Genomic DNA, 11,646 nt, shown 5'->3' with positions numbered 1-11,646 from the left:
TGGAATTAGTTAGCGGTAGATTCTGCTGGTTTTTTAGCAGAGGCATCTTTACTAGCTGGCTTATCCATCGCTTTTGCAGCTTGCTGCGGCGTTTGAGCAGTAGGCGCGCCTGGCTTAGCAGGAGCAGCATTTGGATTTTCTAAAGGTTTGGCGACGACTTCTTGCTCAGGTTTGACTTTTGAGCCACCGATCACCACCACTTTATCCCCTGCTTTTAAGCCATCAGTGACGACCCACTGATCTTTGTAGGTGCCATTAATAGTGACAGGACGTACTTGGATTTTGTTATTTTCATCAACGATATAAACTTGCGTTTCGCTTTTCGGTGTCCGCATAACGGCACTTTGTGGCACTAAAGCGGCGTTAGTGATGACGCTTTGAGTCAAGCGCGCACTGACATACATACCCGGCAACAAGATATTATTCTTATTAGGGAAGACTGCACGTAAGGTCACAGCACCCGTTGATTCATCAACTTTTGCTTCTGATAAGGCAAGCTCGCCACGTACCGGATACGTTGAGCCGTCCTCTAATACCAACTCAACCGAATTCATACCCGCTTGCGCTTTACCAGCAGAAATTTGCTGGCGTAGTTTAAGCAGCTCAGAGGATGACTGGCTGATATCGACATAGATAGGATCTAAGCGCGAGATGGTCACTAAAGGATCTGGTTGTCCGGCGCTAACCAAGGTACCAGCAGTAACGCTAGAGCGGTCAGTACGACCTGCGAGCGGCGCTCGTACGATAGTACGGTTAAGATCTAGTGTACTGGCTTGTAAGTTTGCTTTTGCCGTTTGGATACCGGCTCTAGCGCTCTCAATACCAGCTTCGGTTTGTCCAATCGCCGCACGCGCGCTTTCGACTGCTGCTTGTGCAGTGCGAACTTGGGTAACCGCTTGGTCGTATTGCTGCTTTGAGATGGCATCAATTTCGATCAAACCTTGCAAGCGATTTAAGTCATTTTGTGCTTGCGATAAAGACGCTTGGCGACTGACCAGCTCAGCTTTGGCATTGGCATTATTTGCCAACGCCGTCTGATAATTGGCTTCAGCTTGTTGAATGGCCGCCTGCCCACTGGTGATAGACGTCGCGTAGTTATCGGTATTGATACGGTATAAAGGTTGGTCTTTTTTAACGTTGCTGCCTTCGCGGAACAACACCTCGTCAATAATTCCGTTTACCTGTGGGCGAACGTCGGCGGTTTGGTAAGAGGCGGTACGTCCAGCAAAGGTTTGTACTTGCGGTACGGTATCTAGAGTGACAGTCTGAACGTTGACGACGGCAGGTGGCATCTGCTGCTGCGCCGCTGCCCCAGCTGCGTCCTCATTTTTATCACAGCCGACCAATACAGCGCCAGATAGTACAGATGCTATTACAAGCGCAAGAGTAGAGTGCTTCATCAATGTCCTCGGCAATATAAATATCATATAATAATTACAGTTTAAAAAGTTTATGGATAAATCTTAACGAAGTAAATATGAAACGTAATATGCCTTTACCGCTGTTAGAGTTCATTACTAAATAGATAATATAATAACTAAACACAGAACAATCGGCTAAGCAGATTTAAAGTAATGCATGATTATAAACTATAGGGTATACCCCACAGTCAAGATGCAAAAAAACCTTCATCTACCTTGTGATAAGCTCATTTTTCAATAAAGGTCTAACAACCATTGATAATACAAGCGTAACCTTCTAAATACTTTGTAAGATTGGTAATGAATACAGCGCCAAAATATTGTTAAATTTTGTTTTTTTAAATACGATTCAGAGATAGTAGCAAGAAAACCATATAAAAATACAGTAGAAAATGGCATGTACAGAAAAACGGTGTCTTAGCAATACTTAAGTGTGAACGCTAAAATTTCAGGGAAAAATAAGAACAATTGAACGAAGAAAGCGATGGGTAATGAAAAAGCTGCGTGTATAGCAACCTTATTCTCTCATCTTATTTATTTTATTATTATAAAGTAGAACTTAACTAAAAATTAAATAGTCACATACTTTTTGTTATTGATGCTTAAACATTTTAAGCATCAATAATATTTTTAAGCATAAATAATATATTGGCTAGTAATACTTACACTAACCGCGCGCTGGCAAGCTCAGTCAGCTGATATAGCCCTTGACGGTAGCGGTTATCAGGTAAGCTGCTTAGCGCTTGCTGAGCCAGTTTGGTTTCTTCTAAAGCACGCTGCTTACAATACTCAAGTGAGCCTGATTGACGGACGAGCTCGATAAGCTGCTCAGCGTTTGGCGTTTTACCCGTTTGCACCGCAAGACGTAATTGCTCATAGCCTGCTTTATCGCTGTCTTTTAATAGTTCAAGTGCCTTAATGGTTGGCAGCGTAGGTTTGCCTTCTGCCAAATCATCGCCCAAATTCTTGCCCATCACTTCACTATCGCCACTGTAGTCGAGTACATCATCGACGATTTGAAAAGCGTTACCGAAGTGTTGACCAAAATCAGCCAGTGCTTGCAGATGCTCCGTTCTATTTTGCAAGATAGCCGCGCCTTGGGTCGCCATCATAAATAAGCGCGAGGTTTTGCCATCAATGATATTTAGGTAGTCTTGTTCAGTGGCTGCAGGGTTATGCTGATGCTGTAGCTGTAAGACTTCGCCCTCGGCGATATCACAAGTACCATCGGAGAATACCTGCAATAACGGCAAGCTTTGAAAACCAACTAACAAGTTAAAAGCGCGGGCGATTAAATAGTCACCGACCAGCACGGCAGTGGCGTTGTCCCAAGTAGCATTAGCCGTTGGTTTGCCTCGGCGTTGACCTGACTCGTCAATCACATCATCATGTACCAAGGTTGCCGTATGCAGCATCTCAGTAATCGCCGCAAGATGCATCGCTTGCTGCGATGGCTCGTCGTTAAACATACGCGCGCACAATAAGGTAATCAGCGGGCGCATACGTTTGCCGCCAGCATTAATCACATGCTGCGAAACGCTCATCACCAGTTGGACTTTAGAATTCAAGCTGCCAAAGACTTGCTTATCCATAATTTCAAAATCATCAGCAACGATACTTTGGATATCAGCATAGCTTAGCGTATCGGCAGAGCTTGGCGTACTGGTTAGAACGTTTAATGGCGTGGTCGAGGTTGCGGCGGCGTTCGATAAAGAATTACTGGTCATAATGAGTCGTCATACCAATGAAAAAAATGAAAAATGGGTTTAGATAGCGGTCTATTTATAATAATGCTTGCAGCAAATAATAGTTAGGCTAGCGTTTGACGCATAATAGCATAGCTGTTTAGGTCAATGGTTGATTTAAGTATAGCAGAAAGTAAGTTAGGACTTTTAATTTAGCGACGTGTTGTCCTTTTGATTTCTATCATTTTTAAAAATTAACTGGTTATATTTTCTTAATAAGACACTTATGTTAGCAATATTTTATTAATAATAGTCGTTAATAAAGTTTATATTTACAAAAAACTGTAAGTCACTGATTATATAAGCTATAATAGCGGCTGTTGGATTTTAACCCATTCGCGTTTGATATAGTATATCTACATAGAGCGGTTTATCTTAACATCGGTAGTCACTACCTTTGTCAGTGAAATCTATCGCTTTTTTAGAGACTTATATCAATCGCTATGATTGTTATTACCACCTTGCAAAAACAAGAGGCGCGGCTTGCTTTTATGAGCAAAAAGCCGTAAAATCTTGCCTTTAATTTTTCCCTGTCGTGTTCGTTATTGAAGCGTTGATATAACATCAGCCACGGCACACGGGTTAAACGGAGTCAGACAATGTACGCAGTAATCAAAACTGGTGGTAAACAGCACCGTGTTGTGGTCGATGAGCTTTTAAAAGTTGAATTACTAAAAGCAGAAAAAGGCGAAACAATCAAATTTGAAGACGTATTGATGGTTGTTGACGGTGAAACTGTCAAAATCGGTCAGCCTGTCGTTGAAGGCGCTAGCGTAGAAGTTGAAGTGGTTGAGCATGGTCGCGGCGAAAAAATCCGTATCATTAAGCACAACCGTCGTAAGCATTATCACAAAGAGCAAGGTCACCGCCAATGGTATACCTTGTTAAAAATCAAAGCCATTAATGCCTAATTATTCACTTAGCAATTACTGCTAAATAGCGCACTAAATGCTTAAGAGTTGTCGCATTAGCGATAAGTCACATTAACAAGGAGATTTTCTCATGGCACATAAAAAAGCTGCCGGTTCGAGCCGTAACGGTCGTGATTCAAACCCAAAAATGCTAGGCGTTAAGATCTTTGGTGGCCAAGCTATCACAGCTGGTAACATCATCGTTCGTCAACGTGGTACAGAATTTCACGCAGGCGAAGGCGTTGGCATGGGTCGTGACCATACTTTATTTGCACTAAATGACGGTGTGGTAAAGTTTGCGACCAAAGGTAAATTCAACCGTCGTTATGTTATGGTTGAAAGCGCATAGTTGCCCATCTAGGTTATGTAGTTATTAACTAACATAATCCGATGACTAAAAAGCCCTTATTACCCTTTGGTAGTAAGGGCTTTTTTATGGCGCTCATTTATACGAAAAGTAAAGAATAAACAGCGCCATATGCCGTGTAACGCTATCGGTTACAAGCGTGTATGGCAGCGGTAGTAATGATTGCAAATCATGACTAGGCGTGCAATAAAAAAACTGGCACACTGTCTGCATTGTTTACTGACGTCGATTTTTTGGCGCGAGATAAGCACTTATTGAAAACAAAAATTTTAATTAACACGTATTATTTTTATGCAACTTTGCATTTAAAAGAGGATTTATAATGACTGTATTACCAAAAAAAACCACTTTAAAACAGAAAATAATGGGCGGCGCTTTAACGGGCGTATTGATGACTGCACTTGGGGTGGCAACGCCGATGGTAGCATTGACCCAAACAGCAAGCGCTGCTCCTGCGGATAATTTAACGGCCGCTAAACGCTTAAATAAGCTACTAAGCAACACCAAAAGCATGACTGCTAATTTTAGCCAAACCACCAAAGGTGCGAATAGCGGTACTTTTAGTGGCACCATGAGTGTTCAGCGTCCAAATAACTTCCGCTGGGAAACCAAATCACCGTCAGAGCAGCTTATTGTAGCGAATGGCAGCTCAATGTGGGTTTATGACAAAGACTTGGAACAAGCGACCAAGCAAAATGTCGATAGCCAAGTAGGTAACACGCCAGCGTTATTGTTATCAGGTGACCCAAGTAAGATTGATAAAAACTTTAAAATCACCCAGCCTTATGCCAATAAAAACTACTATGTGCTCTATCCAAAATCAGATAGCGCCAGCTTTAAGAGCTTATCGATGAGCTTTAGTGGTGGCAAACCTGTGATGATGGTGCTGAATGATACGCTAGGACAAACCACGACAATTAAGTTTAGCGGTATTAAAATGAACCCAAGTATCAATAGCAGTCAGTTTAAATTCACGCCGCCAAAGGGCGTTGATATTATTAATCAATAATTCTTTTACTGATTGAGCCTATAAAAAAAGGACACGCTTATAAAGCCTGTCCTTTTTTATTGCTATAAGTCCAAGATATACAGATTTTACTTTAATCGATAAGAAATAACGACTTGGTACTAAGACAAAGCTTTGATGGCTTCCATATCGGGCAGTGGCGGTAGCTCATCTAAATTGGTCAATCCAAACGCATCTAAAAATTGCGCTGTGGTATGTAGCAATGCAGGGCGCCCCAAGGTTTCTTTATAACCTTTCTCTTCAATCCAGCCTTTATCAAACAGTTGACGCAAGATATTACTTGATAGCGTCACACCGCGCACATGCTCGATATCACTACGGGTCACCGGCTGCTTATAGGCGATGACACTCAAGGTTTCAAGCAGGGCTTGGCTCAGGCGCTCTTGACGCTGAGGAAAGACACGCTGGATTAATGCGCTATAGTCGTCGGCAACTTGCAGTCGATAGCCGCTAGCCGTTTCATGTAAGGTCAGCACACCAGTATCTAAACGTTGTTGTACTAGCGCTAACGCTTGCGTAAGCTCTTTAGTGTTTAATGACAGATATTTTTTTAAAATACTGGCAGTCAGGGGCGCTTCTGAAGCGTGCAGGAGTACTTCGATATGCTTGCTGATTTCTTCTAAATCTTGATTTTGCTTATCTGTCATTGCACGTATTCTCTGTTAAAACCATTAAGCTAGCCACTGTAACGTTAATTGTCCTATATGGCGGTCTGCTGCGGTTTCATTATGGGCAGCTGATTGGCTTTCTGGCTTATTATTCACGACACCAACCAACTGCCGTTTCATTAGCTCAAGTACCGCGACAAAACTGACTACGACGCCTATCTTACCTTGGGATTTATCCAGTAGCTCATAAAACGAGCGCGCACCATCCGTGCTTAGTTGTCTGCTAATACTAGCGATGCGATCAGAAAGAGGCACGGCATCAACTTTGATATTATGCATTTGATAGTCGGGCTGTAGCTGCATTTTAAATAAGCTATCAATCAAAAGGTTTGGCGAATAATTGGGTAACTCGGCATTCATAACGTCTTGACTGGGCATACTGACCAGCGCTAAAAATACATCGCGCTCAAGACGCACAAGATTGTCCAAACGCTGACTGGCCACTTTGATTTGCGCATACTCTTCAAGGCGTTCAATCAGCTCAGCTTTTGGGTCGCGCTCATCGCTTGGCGTTTCAGGCTTTGGTAGCAGCAGCTCGGTTTTAATGGCAATCAAGGTCGACGCCATCAGCAGATAGTCACCGGCCAATTCAAAATGCTCGGTATCTAGCTCACTAATATAAGCCAAATACTGCTCAGTAATCGGCAATATCGGCATTTGGGTGAGATCGACATTGTTCTTTTTGACCAGATATAATAAAAAATCTAAGGGTCCAGCAAATTGCTCAAGCCAAATGGCAAAGGCTTGCGGCGGTACATAGAGATCTTCTGGTAGATGCTGCACCGGCGTCTGATAAATACGCAGCGCCATATCATTATTGATTGAAATACGATGTTTGCCATTGTTATTCATAGGCTTAGCGTTTTCATCCACGCTTACGGAAAATGCGGCCTTTGGTAAAGCCGCTGTTTTATTTTTCAATACCGTCTGCACCTTTAGCATCCGTCCTGATTACTGTGAGTAAAAGCAATCAAAGACTTACTTAAGCTTAGCAAGGGGGCGAATGCCAATAGCACGGCGAGTTTTATCGAGCTGTTTACGGCTATGGCGACGAGCTTTTTCTGCGCCCATTTGTAAGATTTCTTCTAGCTCTTTTGGATTAGCCATTAGCTCTTCGTAACGAGCACGGAATGGGGCAATCTCGCTATTGATTTTATCAAACAATGCTTGCTTGGCATCACCCCAGCCAATACCTGCGGCATACTGCGACCGCATATCGGCAATCTCTGTAGGCGTCGCAAAAGCTTTATAAATCTCAAAGAGGGCAGAATCATCAGGGTCTTTTGGTTCAGCAGGCAACTGCGAGTTGGTGACAATTTTCATGATGGCTTTATGCATCTGCTTTTCAGGGCTGACTTGCGGATTAGGCTCACCAAATAAAGGAATGGTATTGCTATAGCTCTTACTCATTTTACGACCATCAAGACCTGTTAATAGTGGGATGTCTTCATCAACAACCGCTGACGGTAACGTAAAGAGAGGTTTATAACGATGGTTAAATGTAACAGCGATATCACGGGCCATCTCAATATGCTGTACTTGGTCACGTCCGACAGGCACATGGGTAGCATTAAACATCAAGATATCGGCCGCCATCAGCACTGGATAGCCAAATAGACCCATATTGATACCTTGGTCAGGATCAACGTCGGCTTTTTCAGTATTGATATCAACTGCCGCCTTATAAGCGTGCGCGCGGTTCATCAGCCCTTTGGCGCATGAGCAATTTAAAATCCACGCCAGTTCTGGAATCTCTGGCACATCAGATTGACGATAAAAAGTCACACGTTCAGGGTCAAGACCGCAAGCAATCCATGTCGCGGCAATAATTTTGGTCGATTCATGAATGACAGCAGGGTCATAACAGCCGATAATGCCATGATAATCTGCCAAAAAGAAAAACGCTTCATCATTACTGTCTTGAATAGATTGAATGGCTGGGCGAATAGCACCAACGTAATTACCTAAATGAGGAATGCCCGTCGGTTTGATGCCGGTTAGGATACGTTTACTTTCTTGTTTAGAACTGTCTACAGCTGCGTCAGTTTGAGTGCTCATGAAAAATCCGTTATTTTATTTCTCACATCGTTATTTATGCAGGTGAGTTATTGATATGAGTAAGTTATTAAAATAGATAAGTTATCGAGGTAAATAATAGGGCTGATAAAATACCAGCTGCAAAGTATAGCAAATTTCGCAGCTGTTTTTTAGCGAATCAAAACCTACTTATAAATATCGGTACGACCGTTAGGGCCGTTTTTAAAGCGACGATGGAACCACATCCATTGGGTAGGATCGATACGAATCAAGCCTTCTAGCACCTCATTAACGCGGGTCGCGTCGGCAACCTCATCATCGCTTGGATAATTGTCTAGCTCTGGTGTGATGGTCAGATGATAATGCGGACGTTTGCCTTTGGGCAGGTTATCAGGTGTTTGCCGATAAGTATGCAGCGCCATGAGTACGGGTGGGTTTTGCTTGTCACCCAATTTTGCCATCCGCCGAGATGCGGTAATAGTAGCAGCGGGCACACCAAAGAACGGCGCCATGACACCTTGTTTTAAACCATAATCTTGGTCAGGTGAGTACCAAATCACGTGCTTAGCTTTAATAGAATTAACAAGGCTACGCATGTCACGGCTAGAAATCTGCTTGCCAAAAATCTTAGTACGTCCGTTATAAATAAACCAGTCAAGAAGCGGATTGTTTTGCGGGCGGTACATACAATCGGTGGCAAAAAACTGCGTACAGAGCATGCCGCCAAGATCGAGCATTGTATAATGCGCACCAAGTAAAATCACTGGACGACCTTGGTTTTGGGCATTCACTAGGTGCTGTAAGCCCGAGATAGAAACCGTACGGGTAAAAATATTAGGACGATACCATGCACATAAGGTTTCAAACACCCCAATACCTTGATTGACAAACACTTGCTTTGCCATCAACTCGCGCTCAGCTTCGGGCTTTTCTGGAAAAGCCAATCTTAAATTAATTAAGGTATCACGTCTGCGCGAGCCGGCCAGTTTATAGATTGAAATACCCAGTTTACGACCCAACCAAAACTGCCAACGCAGCGGCAGATATATCATCGGCATGATAATTGCTAATAACAGCCAGATGCCCCAATATTGCGGCAATAAAAACTGCCACTGAAAGGGTTTTTTTTCTGCTTGCGCTGTTTGCTTATGCGTTTGCGTAATTGTAGGCATGCCAGCAGGAATGGCGGGCGACTTAGCCATTTCACTCTGTTTATTATGCCTACCTGTAGGCGGCGGCATATCCGTTTTTGATGGGTTACTAGGATCGTATTGTTCGGGGGCTTTCATAATGAGCACAGGGTAATAAAAGTTATTATTATGATGGGGGAGCGCGTCCAAGTTTGCAAGCAAGTTTTAATAAACTAACGACAACGAGAGCTAAGGACTTTTAAACTATTAGGCATTTAAATAATATAGTCAAAATATCCTAAAAACACTACGGTACTGCTGATATCAATTTTTTGTAGCCTCTGTCTGCGCAGGCACAGCAAGCAAGAAAAATTGATATCAGCAGTGCGTGATGTATCGATATTACTTTTCACTCACTATAGAATTAAAACAGCAGCGCTAAAAAACAGCCATAAAAAAACCTTATAAACTGTGACCAGCTTATAAGGTTTTGCAAATCTACTCTTTTGCTTAATACGGCTGCAGCGACTCTGAGAAAAAGACGCCAGCAGTAAAAGCCAAAGAGATAGCTTTGATTAACGTTTTGAGAATTGTGGACGTTTACGTGCTTTACGTAGACCCAATTTCTTACGTTCAACTTGACGTGAGTCACGAGTAACAAAGCCAGCTGCTTTTAGAGCAGGTTTGTTGGCTTCGTCAAGCTCAATCAATGCACGCGTGATGCCGTGACGGATTGCGCCCGCTTGACCACTGATACCGCCACCTTTTACAGTGATGTATAGGTCATAAGCAGTAGGTGATTCAAGGAGTTCTAAAGGCTGACGAACAACCATGCGCGATGTTTCGCGGCTGAAGTACTCATCAAGTGGTTTGCCGTTAACAACGATAGCACCAGTACCTTTCGCTAAAAAGACACGAGCGGTAGAAGTTTTGCGACGACCAGTTCCGTAATTGCGTTCCATAAGTATATCCTTAGATGTCTAGTTCTTTAGGTTGCTGAGCTTCATGTGGATGTTCTGTACCCGCATATAGTTTCAGCTTTTTGATCATCGCGTAGCCAAGAGGACCTTTTGGAAGCATACCCTTAACCGCTTTATGTAGAACATCTTCAGGCTTATGTGCAATCAGCTTGGTGAAGTTGGTTTCTTTAATACCACCTGGGTAACCACTGTGACGATAGTACTTTTTGTCTTGCGCTTTTTTGCCCGTTACCGCGATTTTTTCTGCGTTGATAACAACGATAAAATCACCAGTATCTACGTGCGGCGTATAACAAGTCTTGTGCTTGCCACGTAAGCGACTAGCGATTTCAGTAGCTAAGCGACCAAGGGTTTTGCCGTCAGCATCTACGACATACCAGTCATGGGTCACTTCAGCTGGTTTTGCACTAAGTGTTTTCATGATAAAACCTTAAAATTAGAATTCGTTGAGAGTTTAGCTGGGAACGGGGCTCTCAAAAAACAGACTGCACATTATAAGCAGTAGCGCCTACGCTTGCAAGCTGCATTGGGGTTTATTTTCGCCTTATATACATTAAACTGCAGCGTCGGCCAGTTTTTTAGCGGTTTTAAACATTTTCAAAATTTGTTAATGGCTTTCGTTAACCCGACAATTATGACGCTGAAAGCTGATAAAGTCCAGCGACAACTTGCCCAACTTTGGTTTGTTTTAGGCACTCAAAACGTATCAAGCCTTGCGCTATCTCTATTTGCGGCTCAGCGCTTTCGTTGATACTTGCTACCAATTGATCCAGTTGCAGGGTCAAATCTTTATCCGCCTCTAAATAAATCAGCGTTTCTGTGCTGATTAGAGACTGATTAATGAGCGCTGTCAAAATCGGCTGCCACAAATCTTGCGCATAAGGCGGATCGATAAAAACAATATCGAAATGTCGCTGTATTGTTTGGTTTTGGGACAGAGCGTTCTCAGCTGTTCCTTGAATAATATGATAGTTACTGGCATCTAAGCGTAATTGCTCGGCGCTTTGGCGCAGCATAGTGACTTGCGCCGGATTTACTTCGATAAAGGTGGTATGAGCCGCGCCACGTGATAAGGCTTCAAAGCCTAAAACGCCGCTACCAGCGCAGCTATCAAGTACTTTAGCGTCATGAATATCGGCAATTAACCAATTAAACAAGGTCTCGCGCAGGCGGTCAGGAGTCGGGCGCAAGCCTTCGGCATCGATAAAACTCACAATACGGCGTTTATACTGCCCGCCGATGATACGTACGTCGCCCGCTACTGCGTTTTTTGCTTTATGATTTTTCTTTTGTTCGCGACCATTTGAGAGTTTCTTCATAGTGTCTCTTATCTTCAGCTTTTTATTCGGTGCATTTTGTT

Annotated in this window: 12 protein-coding genes; 3 read left to right on the top strand and 9 right to left on the bottom strand. The window is 43.1% G+C overall.

The window, feature by feature from the left end:
- Positions 1-5: 5 nt before the first annotated feature.
- Positions 6-1,400, bottom strand: coding sequence for an efflux RND transporter periplasmic adaptor subunit (locus AB8P72_RS09705; protein ID WP_369957695.1), 1,395 nt, complete (start codon positions 1,398-1,400; stop codon positions 6-8).
- A 683-nt stretch (positions 1,401-2,083) separates the two neighbouring features.
- Positions 2,084-3,013 carry a polyprenyl synthetase family protein gene (locus AB8P72_RS09700; protein WP_238060800.1) on the bottom strand — a complete coding sequence of 310 codons (930 nt, stop codon included), beginning with the start codon at positions 3,011-3,013 and terminating at the stop codon, positions 2,084-2,086.
- A 752-nt stretch (positions 3,014-3,765) separates the two neighbouring features.
- On the opposite strand from AB8P72_RS09700, the gene rplU reads away from it, so the two are divergent.
- From rplU to lolA, 3 genes are all read left to right on the top strand, one after another.
- Entirely contained in the window at positions 3,766-4,077 is a 312-nt protein-coding gene (gene rplU / locus AB8P72_RS09695) for a 50S ribosomal protein L21 (RefSeq protein WP_144297745.1), read from the top strand.
- A 91-nt stretch (positions 4,078-4,168) separates the two neighbouring features.
- Entirely contained in the window at positions 4,169-4,426 is a 258-nt protein-coding gene (gene rpmA, locus AB8P72_RS09690) for a 50S ribosomal protein L27 (protein WP_055123782.1), read from the top strand.
- Between the two features lie 340 nt (positions 4,427-4,766).
- Positions 4,767-5,453 (top strand): outer membrane lipoprotein chaperone LolA, encoded by a 687-nt coding sequence (gene lolA / locus AB8P72_RS09685; protein ID WP_369957693.1) that lies wholly within the window; start codon positions 4,767-4,769, stop codon positions 5,451-5,453.
- 119 nt (positions 5,454-5,572) lie between these two features.
- Here lolA and scpB read toward each other — a convergent pair whose 3' ends face one another.
- The 7 genes from scpB to rsmD form a co-directional block, all read right to left on the bottom strand.
- Positions 5,573-6,118, bottom strand: coding sequence for an SMC-Scp complex subunit ScpB (gene scpB, locus AB8P72_RS09680; protein ID WP_238060593.1), 546 nt, complete (start codon positions 6,116-6,118; stop codon positions 5,573-5,575).
- 24 nt (positions 6,119-6,142) lie between these two features.
- A complete protein-coding gene (locus AB8P72_RS09675; RefSeq protein WP_238060596.1) occupies positions 6,143-6,991 on the bottom strand; it encodes a ScpA family protein in 849 nt (282 codons plus the stop codon).
- A gap of 126 nt (positions 6,992-7,117) precedes the next feature.
- A complete protein-coding gene (locus AB8P72_RS09670) occupies positions 7,118-8,197 on the bottom strand; it encodes a tryptophan--tRNA ligase (protein WP_369957692.1) in 1,080 nt (359 codons plus the stop codon).
- Between the two features lie 164 nt (positions 8,198-8,361).
- Complete coding sequence (locus tag AB8P72_RS09665; protein ID WP_369957691.1) at positions 8,362-9,465, bottom strand: lipid A biosynthesis acyltransferase; 1,104 nt, start codon at positions 9,463-9,465, stop codon at positions 8,362-8,364.
- Positions 9,466-9,881: 416 nt separating this feature from the next.
- Complete coding sequence (rpsI, locus tag AB8P72_RS09660) at positions 9,882-10,268, bottom strand: 30S ribosomal protein S9 (protein ID WP_193031305.1); 387 nt, start codon at positions 10,266-10,268, stop codon at positions 9,882-9,884.
- Between the two features lie 10 nt (positions 10,269-10,278).
- A complete protein-coding gene (rplM, locus tag AB8P72_RS09655) occupies positions 10,279-10,707 on the bottom strand; it encodes a 50S ribosomal protein L13 (RefSeq protein ID WP_068407459.1) in 429 nt (142 codons plus the stop codon).
- Between the two features lie 211 nt (positions 10,708-10,918).
- Positions 10,919-11,605: a 16S rRNA (guanine(966)-N(2))-methyltransferase RsmD gene (gene rsmD / locus AB8P72_RS09650; protein WP_369957690.1), complete on the bottom strand. Its 687-nt coding sequence runs from the start codon at positions 11,603-11,605 to the stop codon at positions 10,919-10,921.
- Positions 11,606-11,646 lie beyond the last annotated feature (41 nt).

This window comes from Psychrobacter sp. CLB018 (assembly GCF_041222815.1).
GTDB lineage: Bacteria > Pseudomonadota > Gammaproteobacteria > Pseudomonadales > Moraxellaceae > Psychrobacter > Psychrobacter faecalis.
The sequence above is the reverse complement of the archived record's forward strand: the minus strand, read 5'-3'. Positions and strand labels throughout refer to the sequence as shown.

Excerpts from the sequence above, each read along its gene's own strand:
- rplM (WP_068407459.1), bottom strand. The coding sequence starts at position 10,707 with ATGAAAACACTTAGTGCAAAACCAGCTGAAGTGACCCATGACTGGTAT.
- rplU (WP_144297745.1), top strand. The coding sequence starts at position 3,766 with ATGTACGCAGTAATCAAAACTGGTGGTAAACAGCACCGTGTTGTGGTC.
- AB8P72_RS09670 (WP_369957692.1), bottom strand. The coding sequence starts at position 8,197 with ATGAGCACTCAAACTGACGCAGCTGTAGACAGTTCTAAACAAGAAAGT.
- scpB (WP_238060593.1), bottom strand. The coding sequence starts at position 6,118 with ATGACAGATAAGCAAAATCAAGATTTAGAAGAAATCAGCAAGCATATC.
- AB8P72_RS09705 (WP_369957695.1), bottom strand. The coding sequence starts at position 1,400 with ATGAAGCACTCTACTCTTGCGCTTGTAATAGCATCTGTACTATCTGGC.
- AB8P72_RS09665 (WP_369957691.1), bottom strand. The coding sequence starts at position 9,465 with ATGAAAGCCCCCGAACAATACGATCCTAGTAACCCATCAAAAACGGAT.
- AB8P72_RS09700 (WP_238060800.1), bottom strand. The coding sequence starts at position 3,013 with ATGGATAAGCAAGTCTTTGGCAGCTTGAATTCTAAAGTCCAACTGGTG.
- rpsI (WP_193031305.1), bottom strand. The coding sequence starts at position 10,268 with ATGGAACGCAATTACGGAACTGGTCGTCGCAAAACTTCTACCGCTCGT.
- rpmA (WP_055123782.1), top strand. The coding sequence starts at position 4,169 with ATGGCACATAAAAAAGCTGCCGGTTCGAGCCGTAACGGTCGTGATTCA.
- rsmD (WP_369957690.1), bottom strand. The coding sequence starts at position 11,605 with ATGAAGAAACTCTCAAATGGTCGCGAACAAAAGAAAAATCATAAAGCA.
- AB8P72_RS09675 (WP_238060596.1), bottom strand. The coding sequence starts at position 6,991 with ATGAATAACAATGGCAAACATCGTATTTCAATCAATAATGATATGGCG.
- lolA (WP_369957693.1), top strand. The coding sequence starts at position 4,767 with ATGACTGTATTACCAAAAAAAACCACTTTAAAACAGAAAATAATGGGC.